This is a genomic window from Pandoraea eparura (assembly GCF_902459725.1).
Classification (GTDB): Bacteria; Pseudomonadota; Gammaproteobacteria; order Burkholderiales; family Burkholderiaceae; genus Pandoraea; species Pandoraea eparura.
Map to the genome: position 1 here is coordinate 127,487 of NZ_CABPSH010000002.1, position 14,968 is coordinate 142,454.

A 14,968-nucleotide genomic window follows, 5' to 3' on the forward strand; every position below is an offset into this window, starting at 1 on the left:
TCAGTACGCTCCCTGCATGTCGATGGTGCCCAGCACGCGCACGTGCGGTTCGTCGGCCACTTCCTGGAACGACAACACCGCCAGATCGGCGCGCTCGCGCTCGACGAGCTTGCGCAGAAAGCGGCGCACGTCCATCGCGGTGAACAGCACCGCCGGCGTGCCGTCATGCGGGGCCAGGGCGGCGTCGATGGCGTTCAGAATCGCGTCGGTCTGCGTGGGGTTCAGATCGGCGTAGGAGCCCGACGCCGTTTGCCGCACGGCAGCGCGCACCGTATCTTCGATACCGCGCCCCACGTTCCATCCCGTGATGTGCTCGGCGCCACGGCGAAAGCGTCGCGTGATGTGGCGCCGCAGGCTGAGCCGCACGTGCTCGGTCAACATGATCTGATCGCGCTCGCGCGGCGCCCATTCGATCAGGGCCTCGAAGACGCGCCGCAGATCGCGGATCGACACCCCTTCGGCGACCAGCCGCTGCAAGACTTCGGCCGTGCGGCTGATGGGCAATTGACGTTGCAGTTCCTTGACGAGTTCGGCGTAGCGATCCTCCATCGCATCCATCAGGAAACGCGCCTCCTGAACGCCGAGGAAATCGGCGGCATGCGCGTCAATGACCAGCGACACGCAGTGCGCCACGCGATCTGCGCCCTCGATCACGGTGCCGCCTTGCGTCTGCCACGCCTGGCGTTGGGCGTCGTCCAGCCAGAACAGGATCTGCCCGCCGAACGGCAATGCCGTCTCACGCGGCGCGCCGGCATCGAGCCGACGCAGGGCGGGAATCGGATGCGCCGCATCAGGGTGTGCCAACGCGGCGTCAGGGGCCACATCGATCGTCATCACGCTCTCGTGATAGAGCTGAATGTCCAGCGCGTCGCCAGCGAGGGCGGTGTCGACGACCACCTGCACCTCGGGCATCGGCACGCCGAACTGCTCGAACTTCCGTTCGCGCAAGGCATCGATGCGCGTGGCCAGCGCCGCGGTGCCGCCCCCCGCCTCGGCCAGCGCGGCACCCACGCGCGCCTGCAGTGGCTGTGCGCCCGGGCGTCCCGGTTTCGCCTTCGCGCCGCCGGCCTCGCCCTTTGCGCCGTCCTTGTCCGCGTTGCCCTCGCGTGCGGCGCGCCCCACCCACCACGCGGCGACCCCTGCCAGCGCTGCGAGCAGCAGGAAGTAATGCATCGGGAAGCCGGGAATCAGGCCGAAGAGCACGAGCACCACAGCGGCCAAGGTCAGCGAGCGCGGCTGAGCGGCGAGTTGATCGGTGAGTTCGCGTGCCAGATTGCGTCGCTGTTCGCCAGGCACCCGTGTGACGATGATGCCCGCCGTCACGGAAATGAGCAGCGCGGGAATTTGCGACACCAGTCCGTCGCCAATGGAGAGAATCGCGTAGATCGCCGCGGCATCGCCCGCGCTCATGCCGCGCATGAAGACGCCCACCCCGATGCCTCCCAACAAGTTCACCACGATGATGACGAGGCCGGCGATGGCATCGCCCTTGACGAACTTCATCGCCCCGTCCATCGCCCCGTAGAACCGACTTTCCTTCTGTACGATGCGGCGCAGGCGCTTGGCCTCGGCCGCGTCGATGGTGCCCGCGCGCAAATCGCCGTCGATGCTCATCTGCTTGCCCGGCATGCCGTCGAGCGAGAACCGGGCGCCGACTTCGGCCACGCGCTCCGAGCCCTTCGTGATGACGATGAAGTTGACAACGGTGATGATCAGAAACACGATCATGCCGACGACAATGTTCCCGCCCGCCGCAAAGTCGCCGAACGTGTAGACGATGTCGCCCGCGTCGGCGCGCAGCAAAATCAGGCGGCTGGTGCTGATCGTGAGTCCCAACCGGAACAGCGTGGTCATCAGCAGCACGGATGGGAATGCCGAGAAATCGAGAGGCTCATTGATGTAGAGCGCCACCATCAGCAGCAGCAGCGACACGCCGAGATTGAGCGCGATGAGCAGATCCATCACCGACGGCGGCATCGGGATGATGATCATCAGCACCGTGATGAGCAGCAGTGCGGCCAACACGATGTCTTGCCGGCCGGCAGCGGCGCGAAGCCAGGGCAGGAGTCGCGTCACGGGCGGACCTCCCGCGTTTGCTGTGCATCGATCCTTTCCAGCAGGCGACGCATGCGGGCGAGGCAAGCCAACCAATCGACCGCCTGTGAATGGCCGCTCGCCGGCGGCGTGGCGATCAGCATCGGCCGCCCCTGCGCCACACACGCGCGCACGGGAATGCCGAGACTCCACTCCGGCGCGCAGGCCTGCAACATCATGGGCAAACACTGCTGCGCGCGGGCGACGCGATCCATCAGCGTCAACACCAGCGTGACGCCCTGCGCATCGACCTCGATCATCAGGACGCAGGGCGCGAGCGCCAATCGCATGCGATCGGCGACGCGCTGCGGCGGCAGCGCCAGCAATTCGAAGAGCTGCTCGAGCTTGCGTTGGGTCTGGGTGTCCATCGGCGATCTTGCGTTGGGAACGTGCGCGCCAAGCACGCGAGGCGCGGAGGGCGTTCGGGAAGCGGCAGCGGGCATCGTCGCGCATTCACGGCCGCGGCGGCTATCCGGCGCAGACCTGAATTTCACGGCGGATGTGCCGGCGAGGCGCCGCCATCGTCACAGCATCATGCGCAGGCGATGCGCCCAGTTCACAATGTCGGCCACGTTGTGCGCATCGAGCTTGCGCATCATGTTCAGCCGGTGGGTCTCGACCGTCTTCACACTGATCGACAACAGTTGTGCGATGTCGCGGTTGCGTTGTCCTTCCGCGACCAGTTTGAGCACCTGGCGCTCACGCAGCGTCAGCAGCCGCTCGGGCATCTCGACCGCGCATGGGCGGGGCACATGCCGCGCGCCCCCCGGATCGTGCATACCGCCGAACACGGCCGGATCGACGAAACGCTCGCCGCGGATGACCTGGTACGACGCGTGGATCAACGTTGTGCGCGGGCTGCTCTTGAGCACGTACGCGGCTGCCCCGGCCTCCAGCGACTGGCGTGCCCGCTCGCTGTCGTCGCTGGCCGAGTTGACGACGATGCGCAGATCCCGCCAGCGCTGGGCGCATTGGCGTATCACATCCACGCCGTCCATGCCGGGCAGGCCAAGATCCAGCATCATCAGGGCGGGTCGATGCACCACGCAGGCCCGGTAGACGTCGAGCCCGTTGACGACCCGAGCCAGCACGCGCCACCCGAGATCTTGCTCGATCAGCAAGCAGAGTCCGTCGGCCAGCAACTCGTGATCTTCGACAACGACGACACCGATACACCCCGTCATTCCCAGCTCCTCGACAGTTGGTCATAAGCACTCACGCAAGCACTCATACGGATTTTTGTTCACTCTTTATCGACTTCGGGCCACTTGCGCGAATCTTGTGCCTTCGCCTGACACCCGACGTGGGAAAACAACCCGAACCACACCGCCCAAGCGTCACTTCAGGTCTGCGCCGGATTGTGCCGGCATCACAGCGCTTGATAATGACAAACCTTGTGTGCCGCCGTGTCGATCGACGGCGACCCCGTGATGGCGTGTGCCGCCGATGCCGCATGCGCTTCGTTCCCCGTGCCCGTGCACTGCCTCCTTCAGATACCTATGCGTTTGCCATTTGCGCTTGCCGCGCTCGACTGGATTGCCCCGCGCGACGTACAGGGCGCGCGCATTGCACTGGATCTCGACGGCCAGCGCGGCTGGACGTGTCCGGTCGTCGGCGGCTATGTCGTCGCGACGGCGCTGACATTGCCGACCGCGCATCGCCAGACACACGCGCATGTGCCATCGCGCTTCACTTCGTTCTCCACCTCGCGCGCCTCCTCGCTGATTGCCGCGCTCGGCGACGATCCGGCACTCGCCCGCTGGATCACGCGGCTATCGCTGGTGCTGGCCGGTCAGCCCGCGTTGCGCGACGACAACCTGTGCCTGGCGAACGAGACCCTCTGGTGGGTTCACCGCTTCGACGCCAGCGAGCCGACGGCGTGCGTGGAAGCGCAACTTCGCCGCCAACTGCTGGCCTGCACGATGGTGACGTCGCAAGGCCTCCATGCCGCCGCGCCCGCGTCTGATCGGTCCCACACGGCCGGTCATCCTGCCGGGCCGGCAGACGTCAGCCGCCGTCTTCAAGCACTGCGCCGCGGCTGACCATGCGGTCGCTCTTCACGCCGCGCGCCACCGCCCTGCTTGCCGGGTGTCTGTGCGCCACACCTGTCGTCGCGCCGTCTGCCGCACCCCTGGCCGAACGCGCGCCGCTGGCGTCGCCCGTGGCGCCCGTGTGGCGCGGCGGCCCCTTCGTTTTTCAGAGCGCCGGCACGCCCCTTGCGGAGTTGTTGCGCGACTTCGGCGCGCACCACAGCATTCCGACCGTCGTCAGTCCACTCGTCGACGATCGCTTCGTCGGCACGCTACCTGCGGGCACCGCTCAGGCGACCCTCGACGCACTATCGGAACGTTATCGGCTTTCGTGGTACTTCAACGGCCAGACACTGAACGTCTACAAATCCAGCGAGGCAACGCGGCGCATCATGTCCGTGCGCTACGCCTCGCCCGGCGACCTGCTCGGGCACCTGCGCGACGCCGGTGTGTTGCACCCGCGGCACTGCGTGGCACGGGCGATTCCGACCACGCATGCGCTCGAGATCGCGGGCGTGCCCGCCTGCATCGAGACCGTCGTCATGCTCGCCGACTACCTCGAACGCGACGCTCGCGATCAGCAGGAGAGCGAAGAGACCATCAAGATATTTCCCCTGAAATTCGCGACAGCGGACGACACGAGGTACTTTTATCGCGGGCAGGAAGTCGTTGTGCCGGGCGTTGTCAGCGTACTGAAGGATTTGATTCTCGGCGCCGGGCCGCTCGGTGCCACGGCGGGCACGTCAGCCGGCGCCGGCATCGATGCCACCCGCTCGCTGGCGACCAGCACGGGAACTGGTGCGGGAAGCGGCACGCCACGCTTCTCGGCCGATCCCCGTCGCAATGCGGTCATCGTGCGCGAGCGTCGACGCAATCTGCCGATCTATGGCGACTTGATCGCGCAGCTCGACATCCGGCCCCGTCTGGTCGACATTTCGGTGGCGATCATCGACGTCAATGCCAGCGATATCGCCGAGCTTGGCGTCGACTTCTCCGGCAGTGCGCGTCTGGGCGGCTTCGGCGCCGTGTCACTGAACTCGCAGACGCAAAGCGGAGACACCGGCACGTTCACGACACTGGTCGGCGACACCAACAAGTTCATGCTCAACCTGAGTGCGCTCGAGCGTAACTCCAAGGCCCGCGTGCTGTCCCGGCCGTCCATCGTCACGCTCGACAACATGCAGGCTGTGCTCGATCGCAGCGTGACGTTCTACACCAAGGTCTCCGGCGAGAAGGTCGCCAAACTGGAGAGCGTGACGTCGGGATCGCTGCTGCGCGTCACACCGCGACTCGTCCCCCAGGAAGGGGGCAGCGACGCTCGCGAGCAGGTGATGCTCACCCTCAATATCGAAGACGGCGGCGAGGTACGCAGCGAGCGCAACAGCCGCAACGAGGTGCCGACCATCCGCAACTCCTCGATTGCCACACACGCCACGCTGCAAGCCGGGCAGAGCCTGCTGCTGGGCGGCTTCGTGCAGGACGCGCAGCACGAGCAGGAGCGCAAGATTCCGCTGCTCGGGGATCTGCCGCTTATCGGTCGGCTGTTCAGTTCGACGAGCAACCGGAGCGACAGCGTCATGCGCCTGTTTCTGATCAAGGCCGAGCCCGCGGCCGACCTGCCGAGCGCATGAGCATGTTGACGCTGACCCTGCTCGACGGCCCGCTTGCTGGACGGCCCATGCCGCTGCCTCCGGGCGCGCTCACGATCGGCGACGGCGATTCCGACATCGCGATGGCGCTCGACCATGATGCGCCGATCATGCTGGGCGTCGACGACGACGGCGTGCGACTGCTCACCCCGGCGCCCGTCTGGGTCGACGGCATGCCCTTCGCCGCGTCGAGCGATCGCGCGGCCGACCCGCTCAGGCTCCCGCTGCACTCTGCGATCGACCTAGCGGGTCTCGGCATCTGGCTCGGCGACGGCAGCGAACGCGTGCCCGTGCCGATACCCAAACGCCCCGAGCGGCGAGCCGAGCACGCACCATCGCCCTATTCAGCGCAGGCGACTCCGGACAGCCATGCGCTTGCGAGGCCCACGCGCCGAGCGCGATCCCGGCGCACCTGGATCGCCGCCACGGGCCTGTCCTTGTTGATCGCGGCGACCGGCGTGGCGATCTGGCGCACCGGGACCGCCAACGTCATCGCTGCGCCCCCACCGCCCGATTCGCTCAAAGCGCTCGCCGCGCACCTCGCGCCCGGTGTCGTGCTGCATCCCAGCGGCAACGCACTGCGTCTGTCCGGCGGCTGCATCGACGACGACGCGCTCGCCCGGCTGCGGGCCGAAGCCCGCTGGCTCGGCAAAGCATTGAGCGACGACACCTGGTGTCCCGCGAAATCGATACAGACCGTCAGCACGCTGCTGCGGCTGCACGGCTTCGGCACCGCACAGGTGAGCGTCACGCCGGATGGCGAGGTGATCATCGGCGCGCCGAGCGTCGCCGACGCCCGCTGGCGCGCAGCGGCCAACGCCCTCGATGCGTTGGCGCTGCCGCATGGCTGGCGCGTGGCTGAAGGCACGGCCAACAGCTTCGAGCGGCTGTTGAAGACGCTGCGCGACGCCGGCCAGCTGCGCGGCATCGAGATATCCCGCGATCGCAACGGATGGCGGCTCACCGGGGCGCTCCCCGTGGGTCGTCACGCGTCGTTGAAGGGGATTGCCGACACATGGAATACCGGCGCCAACGCGATGCCCGTGCGCATCGAGCCGCTGCCGCCCCAGATCCCGACACTTGCCGAAACGGGCTTTTCCGCACCGCTCGTGAGCATCGGTGGCTCGCCCGACGCCCCACAGATCACCCTCGCCGACGGCACGCGTCTGGTGCAAGGGGCGCGCCTGCCCGGCGGCACACGCGTGATCGCCATTCATACGGACGGCGTGTCGATCGGCTCGCACGACCGACTCTTCTACTTACCCCTGTCTCCGGAGACGCTGCATGACGATTCGCCTGACCCGGCTTGAAGACCGCCTCGCCGACTCGCCCGAGGCCGCCGCGCATGACATCGGCGCACAGCTCGATGCCGCACGTCGCGCGCTGCAACAGGCGCTGCATACGCCGCTGACGCCCGCCCAGCACGCGCTCGCGCAAACGCAAATGCAAGCCGTGCAAGCCGCCCAAGCAATTCTCGACAACGTTGCGCGACGGTACGACACGTCTTATGGGCGTTCGTCGTCACCTTCGTCGCCATAACGAACGCGAGCGACGATGAACGGCATCGAGGCTCGCGCGTGCGCAGAAGCGACAACTCGGCTCGCGCGACCAAAGTCTGCGCGGCCCAATCGTGGGAACCTTCGGCATCGCGCGCCCCGCGCGAGCCGCTTTCGTGGCCGCGTTGTCGCCGCGTTGTCGCATGACGCTGGCTTGGGGCGCGTCGTCGATTTCTTCCACTCTCCACGCATATCATGCCAAGTTACGACCTAGCGCAAACTCTCGTCGAAGCTCTGAAGTTGATCGGCTGCGACCCGGGCAAGATCGATGCCGTCGACAATCACTCGCCTATCGAGCTGACGTTCACCGCCTCGCCCAGCATCATCGTGGAAACGCTGAAAAACCAGGCGTGCGGTATCCACGCCGTCGTGGCCACTGACGAAGCCGCGCGTCTGCATCGCGCCAACAGCGAGCGACTTCTGCAGTTTCTTATCGAACCGGCCGAATGGGCCGTCACCGGGCACGTGCAGTTGCGTGAGCGCAACCGTCGTCTGATTCTTCACGCCCTGGTAACCGAGGAAGCCGCCGCCGAACCTGAGCCATTCGCGCAAGCGCTCACCGACTTCTACGATCGCATCAAGCTCTGCCGGGAGCATCTGCGCGCCTGAACCACGCCCGCGCCCGCCTTCCCTTCGGCCCACGCATTATGTGCAAGCCCCGCCCCCCGACCCTCACTGCCCCGCTTCCACGCTTCCTCTCGCCCCCCTCTTTCCCTCATCCCCACTACGCCCCGGCCGCCTCCCCCTCGTGGGCGATCTCGGCACGCCAGACATCGAGCGCCTCACCCAGCGTCTCGCGTTGGGTCTCGTCGCGAAAGCAGCCCTCATGCGCTGCCTGCACCAGACGCGTCAGTTCGCGCGCAAACGCGTAGCGCGCGTCGATCGTCACCATGCCAAGATAGGCAGCGCGTTGCGCGAGCCATTGCGCGCCCACCCACGGCTGATCCAGCAATGTCAGCATCTCGGCGATCATCGCGTCCGTCTCGAACGCACGAACGCCCGCCGCGCGCAGCGTCTGTGCCGATTGTTCGCACGCCGACTCCAACGTGAGAAACAGTGTCACCCGACGAAGGTCGTCGACGACGGCGACCAGTCGCTGGACGTCCGCGTCGGTCTGCTGCGCTCCCAGTTCCAACCCCAACGCCTGCAGCAAGGCGCGCAACCGCGCGCGACGCTGCGGGAGTCGTCGGCATTCGTCGAACCATTGCGTCAACGAACGCTGCGGTCCCTGCGACTGCCGGAACAGCGACTTGAGTTGTTGCATCAACGCCATGCCCGGGTTTTGCCCGCCCCCGCATTCCAGCGCCGCGAAGGCTTCGATCGCCCATGTCTCGGACGATGTCAGTTCGTCCAGCGTCCGGCGCAAGCGGGTGCGCGTTGCGCTGTCGAGTCCCTCGTCGGCCAACCAGGCGGCAACGACGAGCGCGGCGTGCCCGGCCGACATATGCGCCTGCCGAATCAAGGCGTGCGGGTCGGGAACGAACGGAAGATCACGCAACTGCCCTCGCATCCGCTCGAATTGCGCCGCGCTCACGCGCGCCAACCGATGCATCTGCTGCTCGAACAGGGCACGCGCACGTTGTTTGTCGTCGCGCACGTCGCGCTCGCCCGTTCGGCGGAATCGCACGCCGAGGGCGAAGCTGAGATTCTCCTGCGATTCGGCGACCGCCGCCTCTTCGTTCTGCGCGAGGGTCGCTTCGATGAGCGCGATGTGCCCCGGCACGTCGGCGGGCAACGCGCGCGCCGCGCTTGCCTCGCCATCGAGCGGCAGCCATTCGTGCGCGAGTCGGCGCTCGAGCGTCAGGTTGTCTTGCGGTGCCCGACCCGCCGAGGTGCCGGACGATGGCAGGCGCTCAACCATAAGCAACCTCCCGATCGGGACTGAGATGCAGGCGCGCGATGATCGCCGCGAGATCCGCGTCGAGGTCCAGGCAGACGGTCACCCATTCGCTTTCGATGCGCGCCTGTCGGCCGACCAGCGTGGTGTCGGCGGTGCAGGCCAGCACGACATCGGCGGTGCGCAGGGCGTCGGCCACGCTGTCGCGATGCGCGGGGGGCACCCGCAACACAAGCGCCCCCTCGCGCACCAGGGTGGGCAATGCACGGCCGACGCGTTGCGCGAAGCGCTCGCCGACATCGAGCGGGTCGACGAAGTTCGACAGTGCGGCGCTCAGGGCGTCGGCTACGCGACGCTCCAGCGAGCGAACGATTTCGCGCTCGAGCGAGGCCTCGTCGACGAGCCATGCGACCGCCTTGGCCACGGCCTCGCGACGGGCCGCCTCCGCCAGCGCCGCCGCCTCCTGCCCGGCCTGCTCGCGGGCAGCGGCTTGCCACGCGTCGCGCTGCGCTTGCGCGTCGATGCGCGCCTGTTCACGTTCGGCCAACGCGGCGTCGCGCTCGGCCTGTGCGTGCGCCATCCAGCGCGCGCGCAGGCTCGCCTGTTCGCGAAGCCGCTCGAGCGTCTGGCGCGAAATCACCGGCCCCGCGGGCGCGGGACCATCCATCGTCTCGATGGTCGTCAAGGCAAAGTCGACGACATACATAGCATCTTCTCCAGCGCTGCGAGCCGCAGCCAGATGTCCTCGTTCATCTCGCGCGCCCCCAGTGAGCACGACGCGACGTCGGTGGGCGGGGGCAACAGGATTCGGGCGGCCTTGCCCACCGTCGCCACGTCGACGCACGGCGCTTCGGGCGCGCCATCCAGGCACGTGCCGGTGGCGGCCAGCGCCGCCCGAACGACCTGCTCGGGCGACAACGTGGAACGGGCGGGCCAGTCTCGGCGCGTGAGCATCAGGCGATCGCAGTGCCAGGGATCGAGCCATGGCGACAGCACACGACGATACCTGCCGAGCAACAGATAGTCAGGACATCCCATTACGCGCAAGCCGTGGGCCAACGAAACGCGTCGCAGGCTTGGCAACAGCTTCAGCCTCGCATACGCGGTGTCGCTCTGCGGCGGTGCGCAGTCGGCCGCCGCCGGGCCAGGGCGGCTCGGCCATCCGCGGCGCGCGATCAGCAAGCGGTCGATTGGCGCACGGCACACGGCGTGCCGCCGATAAGGCGCTTGCCACGGCATCATGTCGAAAGCGCGCCACCAACCGTCGTCCATGTGCAAGCCGGGCCGCCAGATCAGGCGCGCGAGTTGGGTGGCCCCCTCGTTGCGCGCAGGCGTCACGATGCCTTCGATACGCGCTCGCGCAAGCGCCGCACCCACGATGCGCGCCGGCGCCACGCCACGACGCCGGCAGCGACGAGGCCGACGCATGCCACCGCGACCATACCCCAGCCCAGCGCGGGCGCCCACCGTCTGCCGGCAGCAGACGCGCTTGCCTGCCCGCCTGAGGACGCGTCGATGGACGCCCGGGGCAAGCGATAATCGGCGGGCTGCAACACGATGCTGATGCGCTCGGGCGCCACGCCCGGCACGCTGTCGTGCACCAGACTGCGAATGTCAGTCATGCGCTGCGTCATGTTGATCTCGGGGCTGTACTTCACGAAGACGGCCACGCCGGGCGGCAGGGTCGCGCGCCCGGCCGAATCCGTCGGCACTTGCGCGATGGAGACCTCGGCCACCATCACGCCGTCGAGCGAGGTGAGCATGCGCTCCAGGCGTTGCTCCTTGAGATAGACGAGCTTCGCCTGCTCCTGCACGGGCGAGCTGACGAGTTGTCCGGGCGGAAAGACATCCTCGACCGACGCGCGCTTCTGGCGCGGCAAGCCGTGCTGACGAAGCACCTCGACACCCCGCACGAAATCGCCGCGCTCGATGCGAACCGTCATGCCGGTGGTGTCGGCACGCTTGTCGGCCTGCAGCCCGGAGACGAGCAACAGCGCCAGCATCTGGTTGGCCTCTGTCTCGCTGAGCGAGCGGTGCAATTCGATCTTGCATCCGGCAAGCGAGATCACAAGCACGCCACCAAGCAGCCATCGGCCCCGCCAGCGACCTGGAACGATGGACGTTGCGCGACTCGCCGATCCGGTCACGGCGCGAGCGCTACGACGGCCGCACCTCATTGCATGTGCACCAACTTGTTCACGCCTTGCGTGGTAGCGCCCGCGGCCTTCGCCACGAATTCCAGCGCCAGCACGCGTTCGGTCAGGATGCGCTGCGCCGCGAGCATGCGAGTAGGATTGTCCAGCGTGCGCTCGTCGATGGCCACCCGTTCGACCAGACGTTCGGTGTTACCCGCGAGCTTGCCCGCTGCGCTGAGCAAATGATGCTCCGGTAGCGACGGCGCACTTGCGAGGGCTTGATCGAAACGAACGGCGGCATCGCGCTCGCTGGCAGTGGCCGGCGCGAGCGTGGCTTTCGCGGGCGTCGCCATGGCAGACGCCTGCGCGACAATATCGGGAATCTGGGAAATCGTCATGACGAGGGAGGGCGAGAGCGGGAGGAAGACGAGGCGGAAGACGCCGCGGGAAGCGCCTTAGGTGCGGCCAGCGCGACAGGCGCAATGGACTGACAGGTGTCCATCGCGTCGAGCCAGCGGGCGAGCACGTCGGCCGTCGGGTTGCCGCCATGCCCGGCCGGCCCGATCTCGGCAATCTCGGCAAGATGGGCGCGCGCCGCGCGCGTGTCGCCAAGCGCGATGAGCAACGCTGCGTGCAGCCACTGACACGTCTGGCGATCCGTCACGAGCGACGGCAATGCCTGAAGGATCACGCGGGCTTGCGAATACATGCCGTGATGCGCGCCCGCCAGTGCCAGCTCGACGACGACTTGCCGGACCGGCGCATCCAGCCATTGACCGACGGCGGCGCACGGTGTGGGTTCCGCGCGCGTCATGCGATCTTGGCGATGATGCCCATCAGCGTGTCCTTGATGAGCTTGATCGCGGCGCTATGCAGCCCGACCATCGTCGAGAATTGCTGCAACTTGAATTGGACATCGAGCATATGCCGGGGATCGTTGACTTCCCGTGCGCGGACCGCTTGCGTAGCCTCGTCCGACATGTGCCGCACGCCTTCGGCCATGCCGCGGTGAATCTCTTCGACGTTCATTGCATGCCTCCCTCGGTAAGGGCACCGTGCCCGGCGACCAGATCCGCACGCATGGCCGCGTAGGCATCCGCTTGCGGCATGGCGACACGACGACTACCGCGCTGCGGCGGCGTGCCCATCCGGATTTCGGTCGGCGCGCAATCGAAGCGTTTGCGGAAGGTATCGGTGAAATGCGCGTGGTTGGTGAAACCGCATTCGAGTGCGATGTCGAGCACCTTGTGGCGTGTGGACAGCAGCAGATCGCGTGCGAGCCGCAGTCGTCGCTCCAAAAGCCACTGCTTCGCCGGCATGCCATACGTCTGCTGGAACAGGTAGCGAAACTTGCGCAGCGGCATGCCGAACTCTTCGGCGAGCCGTCCGACCGGCCACGGCCGATGAAAATTCGCTTCCACGAAATCGAACAGCGAATGGCTGCCCGCGATGGTCTGACGCAACATGGCCGAGAAATACCGCTGATCGCGACACAGGCAATAGACGTAGAAGAAGCGCAGCATCGCCATGCGGTCGACGCTCTGCAGCGTCATGGCCACATCCACCATGCTCGGTTCGAGAATCAACGTGCGCGCTGCCTGGCGATGGAAGACGCCGAGCGGTCGGCGGTCGAGCAGATCCACGACATCGGGGTACAGCGCCTGCAGATCGCAGGCGTGAAAGTCGTGCGACATCACCGGCCCCGGGGCATCGATCGTCGCGTCCGAATGGGTCGCGGTCATGCCACCGGCGGGCAGCGTGTGCACGAGACCGTTCACATTCAGCTTGACGTCGTGGTGGCTGATCAGAAATCGCACCGTACTCATAGGCTCCTCCTCTGACGACGCTCGGCCGACGGGATGACAAAGTCGAAGGCCACACCTTAGGCGAGTCCGCGCGCGAGCATCATCCGGTGGAGACCTTAATGTGCGACGCCGCCCCGCGGCATTGTCGAATTTAGGAAGAAGACTGTCGGAAGCCGTAAAAAAACCCGGCGCATCATCGCGCCGGGTTGTCGTGGGAGGCCCTTGCCTTGCGCCGGTCGATCAGGCAACTTCGGCCGGAGAGAAACTGTCGGCGCGGGCCATCGGCCAGTACTTCTCGTAGAGCTGGTAGCGGAACTGCCCGCGCAGCAGATCACCCGGGGCGAGGAACTTGAGCGACTCGGACATCAGGCGAATCTCGTTGGACGACACACGCTTGACGATGTGATGCGCACGCAGGTCCGACGGGTGCGACAACCCTGCCGCCTGAATCAATTCCTGCAACGCGTGCAACGTATGCGCATGGAACTGCTGCACGCGCTGCGCCTTGTCCGGCACCACCAGCGCGCGTTGACGCAACGCATCCTGCGTTGCCACGCCGGTCGGGCAGCGGTCGGTGTGGCATTTCTGCGACTGGATGCAGCCGATGGCAAACATGAAACCGCGTGCGGAATTGCACCAGTCGGCGCCAATGGCCAGCGTTCGGGCGATATCGAATGCGGTGACGATCTTGCCCGACGCACCGATGCGGATCTTGTCGCGCAGCCCGGCCCCCACGAGCGTGTTGTGCACGAGCAGAAGCCCTTCCTGCAGCGGCGCGCCCACGTGGTCGGTGAACTCCAGCGGCGCGGCGCCGGTGCCGCCTTCCGAGCCGTCCACGACGATGAAGTCGGGCAGGATGCCGCTGTCGAGCATCGCCTTCACGATGCCGAAGAATTCCCACGGATGACCGATGCACAGCTTGAAGCCGGTCGGCTTGCCGCCCGAGAGCGTGCGCAGACGTTCGATGAATTGCAGCAAGCCGAGCGGCGTCGAGAACTCACTGTGGCGCGACGGCGAAATGCAGTCCTGCCCCATCGGCACCCCGCGCGTGGCGGAGATTTCCGGCGTGATCTTCGCTGCGGGCAACACGCCGCCGTGTCCCGGCTTCGCGCCTTGCGAGAGCTTCACCTCGATCATCTTCACCTGCGGTGTCGTCGCCTGCGCCGCGAACTTCTCGGCGCTGAAGGTGCCGTCGTCGTTGCGGCAACCGAAGTAGCCCGAGGCCACCTCCCAGATCAGGTCCCCGCCCTGCTCGCGGTGATGCGGCGAGATCGACCCCTCGCCGGTGTCGTGGATGAAGTTGCCAAGCTTCGCCCCGCGATTGAGCGCGCGGATCGCATTCGCCGACAAGGCGCCGAAGCTCATGGCCGAAATATTGAAGATCGATGCCGAATACGGTTGTGCGCGATCCGCACCGATGGTGATGCGAAAGTCGTGATCCTTCAGGACGGTCGGCGCAAGCGAGTGGGCGATCCATTCGTAGCCGGTCGCCTTGACGTCGATCTCGGTGCCGAACGGGCGACTGTCGACGTCGCCCTTGGCACGCTGATAGACGATGCTGCGCTGGGCGCGCGAGAACGGCGTCTCGGAAGTATCGTCCTCCACGAAATACTGGCGGATCTCGGGCCGGATGAACTCGAACAGAAACCGGAAATGTCCCCACAGTGGGTAGTTGCGCAGCACGGCGTGACGCTGCTGCACGACATCCCACACGCCGAGCGCCACCAGCGCCGCGAACGGCAACGGCCAGAGCGGATGCCAACCGTCGAGCAGCACGCCCGCCAGCGTTGCCACGAGCAACGCCACAACGAGCCACAGAGCCAGGAATCGGCGCGAGAACATGTTACCTCCTTGCTTTAGGG

The 14,968-nt window shown here is 66.8% G+C and carries 17 protein-coding genes; 5 read left to right on the plus strand and 12 right to left on the minus strand.

All coding sequences use genetic code 11. From position 1 onward, the window contains the following. The 3 genes from sctV to PEP31012_RS04670 form a co-directional block, all read right to left on the minus strand. Positions 1 to 2,076 carry a type III secretion system export apparatus subunit SctV gene (gene sctV / locus PEP31012_RS04660; RefSeq protein WP_150588190.1) on the minus strand — a complete coding sequence of 692 codons (2,076 nt, stop codon included), beginning with the start codon at positions 2,074 to 2,076 and terminating at the stop codon, positions 1 to 3. After that, entirely contained in the window at positions 2,073 to 2,462 is a 390-nt protein-coding gene (locus PEP31012_RS04665; protein ID WP_150588191.1) for a hypothetical protein, read from the minus strand. Before PEP31012_RS04665 ends, sctV begins: the two co-directional genes overlap by 4 nt. A gap of 156 nt (positions 2,463 to 2,618) precedes the next feature. Then, complete coding sequence (locus tag PEP31012_RS04670) at positions 2,619 to 3,278, minus strand: two component system response regulator (RefSeq protein WP_150588192.1); 660 nt, start codon at positions 3,276 to 3,278, stop codon at positions 2,619 to 2,621. 315 nt (positions 3,279 to 3,593) lie between these two features. Between PEP31012_RS04670 and PEP31012_RS04675 the strand changes: the two genes are divergently transcribed. The 5 genes from PEP31012_RS04675 (at position 3,594) to PEP31012_RS04695 (ending at position 7,938) form a co-directional block, all read left to right on the plus strand. Then, on the plus strand, positions 3,594 to 4,136 hold the full coding sequence (locus PEP31012_RS04675) for a hypothetical protein (RefSeq protein ID WP_150588193.1): 543 nt from the start codon (positions 3,594 to 3,596) through the stop codon (positions 4,134 to 4,136). 2 nt (positions 4,137 to 4,138) lie between these two features. Then, a complete protein-coding gene (locus PEP31012_RS04680; protein WP_150588194.1) occupies positions 4,139 to 5,755 on the plus strand; it encodes an EscC/YscC/HrcC family type III secretion system outer membrane ring protein in 1,617 nt (538 codons plus the stop codon). Positions 5,756 to 5,757: 2 nt separating this feature from the next. After that, positions 5,758 to 7,083, plus strand: a complete 1,326-nt coding sequence (sctD, locus tag PEP31012_RS04685; protein WP_174978120.1) for a type III secretion system inner membrane ring subunit SctD — start codon at positions 5,758 to 5,760, stop codon at positions 7,081 to 7,083. Continuing rightward, the gene (locus PEP31012_RS04690; protein WP_150588196.1) at positions 7,058 to 7,312 is read left to right on the plus strand and encodes an EscE/YscE/SsaE family type III secretion system needle protein co-chaperone; all 255 of its coding nucleotides are present in this window, start codon (positions 7,058 to 7,060) and stop codon (positions 7,310 to 7,312) included. Before sctD ends, PEP31012_RS04690 begins: the two co-directional genes overlap by 26 nt. A gap of 212 nt (positions 7,313 to 7,524) precedes the next feature. Next, positions 7,525 to 7,938, plus strand: coding sequence for an InvB/SpaK family type III secretion system chaperone (locus PEP31012_RS04695; RefSeq protein ID WP_150588197.1), 414 nt, complete (start codon positions 7,525 to 7,527; stop codon positions 7,936 to 7,938). A gap of 115 nt (positions 7,939 to 8,053) precedes the next feature. Here the strand turns inward: PEP31012_RS04695 and PEP31012_RS04700 are convergent, their stop codons facing one another. The 9 genes from PEP31012_RS04700 to PEP31012_RS04740 all read right to left on the minus strand — a co-directional run bounded on the left by PEP31012_RS04700 (position 8,054) and on the right by PEP31012_RS04740 (position 14,948). Further along, positions 8,054 to 9,190, minus strand: coding sequence for a TyeA family type III secretion system gatekeeper subunit (locus tag PEP31012_RS04700; protein ID WP_150588198.1), 1,137 nt, complete (start codon positions 9,188 to 9,190; stop codon positions 8,054 to 8,056). After that, a complete protein-coding gene (locus tag PEP31012_RS04705; RefSeq protein WP_150588199.1) occupies positions 9,183 to 9,872 on the minus strand; it encodes a hypothetical protein in 690 nt (229 codons plus the stop codon). The genes PEP31012_RS04700 and PEP31012_RS04705 overlap by 8 nt, the downstream gene beginning before the upstream one ends. After that, positions 9,848 to 10,543, minus strand: a complete 696-nt coding sequence (locus PEP31012_RS04710; protein ID WP_174978121.1) for a type III secretion system domain-containing protein — start codon at positions 10,541 to 10,543, stop codon at positions 9,848 to 9,850. The genes PEP31012_RS04705 and PEP31012_RS04710 overlap by 25 nt, the downstream gene beginning before the upstream one ends. After that, entirely contained in the window at positions 10,501 to 11,241 is a 741-nt protein-coding gene (sctJ, locus tag PEP31012_RS04715) for a type III secretion system inner membrane ring lipoprotein SctJ (protein ID WP_217427111.1), read from the minus strand. The genes PEP31012_RS04710 and sctJ overlap by 43 nt, the downstream gene beginning before the upstream one ends. A gap of 98 nt (positions 11,242 to 11,339) precedes the next feature. Then, entirely contained in the window at positions 11,340 to 11,699 is a 360-nt protein-coding gene (gene sctI / locus PEP31012_RS04720; RefSeq protein ID WP_150588202.1) for a type III secretion system inner rod subunit SctI, read from the minus strand. Beyond that, positions 11,696 to 12,115 (minus strand): DUF1039 domain-containing protein, encoded by a 420-nt coding sequence (locus PEP31012_RS04725; protein WP_150588203.1) that lies wholly within the window; start codon positions 12,113 to 12,115, stop codon positions 11,696 to 11,698. Before PEP31012_RS04725 ends, sctI begins: the two co-directional genes overlap by 4 nt. Further along, positions 12,112 to 12,330, minus strand: coding sequence for a type III secretion system needle filament subunit SctF (gene sctF / locus PEP31012_RS04730; RefSeq protein WP_150588204.1), 219 nt, complete (start codon positions 12,328 to 12,330; stop codon positions 12,112 to 12,114). The genes PEP31012_RS04725 and sctF overlap by 4 nt, the downstream gene beginning before the upstream one ends. Next, a complete protein-coding gene (locus tag PEP31012_RS04735) occupies positions 12,327 to 13,127 on the minus strand; it encodes a helix-turn-helix transcriptional regulator (RefSeq protein WP_150588205.1) in 801 nt (266 codons plus the stop codon). Before PEP31012_RS04735 ends, sctF begins: the two co-directional genes overlap by 4 nt. A 219-nt stretch (positions 13,128 to 13,346) precedes the next feature. Next, entirely contained in the window at positions 13,347 to 14,948 is a 1,602-nt protein-coding gene (locus PEP31012_RS04740) for an FMN-binding glutamate synthase family protein (RefSeq protein ID WP_150588206.1), read from the minus strand. Positions 14,949 to 14,968 lie beyond the last annotated feature (20 nt).

Excerpts from the sequence above, each read along its gene's own strand:
- PEP31012_RS04740 (WP_150588206.1), bottom strand. The coding sequence starts at position 14,948 with ATGTTCTCGCGCCGATTCCTGGCTCTGTGGCTCGTTGTGGCGTTGCTC.
- PEP31012_RS04700 (WP_150588198.1), bottom strand. The coding sequence starts at position 9,190 with ATGGTTGAGCGCCTGCCATCGTCCGGCACCTCGGCGGGTCGGGCACCG.
- PEP31012_RS04665 (WP_150588191.1), bottom strand. The coding sequence starts at position 2,462 with ATGGACACCCAGACCCAACGCAAGCTCGAGCAGCTCTTCGAATTGCTG.
- PEP31012_RS04680 (WP_150588194.1), top strand. The coding sequence starts at position 4,139 with ATGCGGTCGCTCTTCACGCCGCGCGCCACCGCCCTGCTTGCCGGGTGT.
- sctF (WP_150588204.1), bottom strand. The coding sequence starts at position 12,330 with ATGAACGTCGAAGAGATTCACCGCGGCATGGCCGAAGGCGTGCGGCAC.
- sctD (WP_174978120.1), top strand. The coding sequence starts at position 5,758 with ATGTTGACGCTGACCCTGCTCGACGGCCCGCTTGCTGGACGGCCCATG.
- PEP31012_RS04725 (WP_150588203.1), bottom strand. The coding sequence starts at position 12,115 with ATGACGCGCGCGGAACCCACACCGTGCGCCGCCGTCGGTCAATGGCTG.
- PEP31012_RS04705 (WP_150588199.1), bottom strand. The coding sequence starts at position 9,872 with ATGTATGTCGTCGACTTTGCCTTGACGACCATCGAGACGATGGATGGT.
- PEP31012_RS04675 (WP_150588193.1), top strand. The coding sequence starts at position 3,594 with ATGCGTTTGCCATTTGCGCTTGCCGCGCTCGACTGGATTGCCCCGCGC.
- PEP31012_RS04670 (WP_150588192.1), bottom strand. The coding sequence starts at position 3,278 with ATGACGGGGTGTATCGGTGTCGTCGTTGTCGAAGATCACGAGTTGCTG.
- PEP31012_RS04735 (WP_150588205.1), bottom strand. The coding sequence starts at position 13,127 with ATGAGTACGGTGCGATTTCTGATCAGCCACCACGACGTCAAGCTGAAT.
- sctI (WP_150588202.1), bottom strand. The coding sequence starts at position 11,699 with ATGACGATTTCCCAGATTCCCGATATTGTCGCGCAGGCGTCTGCCATG.
- PEP31012_RS04695 (WP_150588197.1), top strand. The coding sequence starts at position 7,525 with ATGCCAAGTTACGACCTAGCGCAAACTCTCGTCGAAGCTCTGAAGTTG.
- PEP31012_RS04690 (WP_150588196.1), top strand. The coding sequence starts at position 7,058 with ATGACGATTCGCCTGACCCGGCTTGAAGACCGCCTCGCCGACTCGCCC.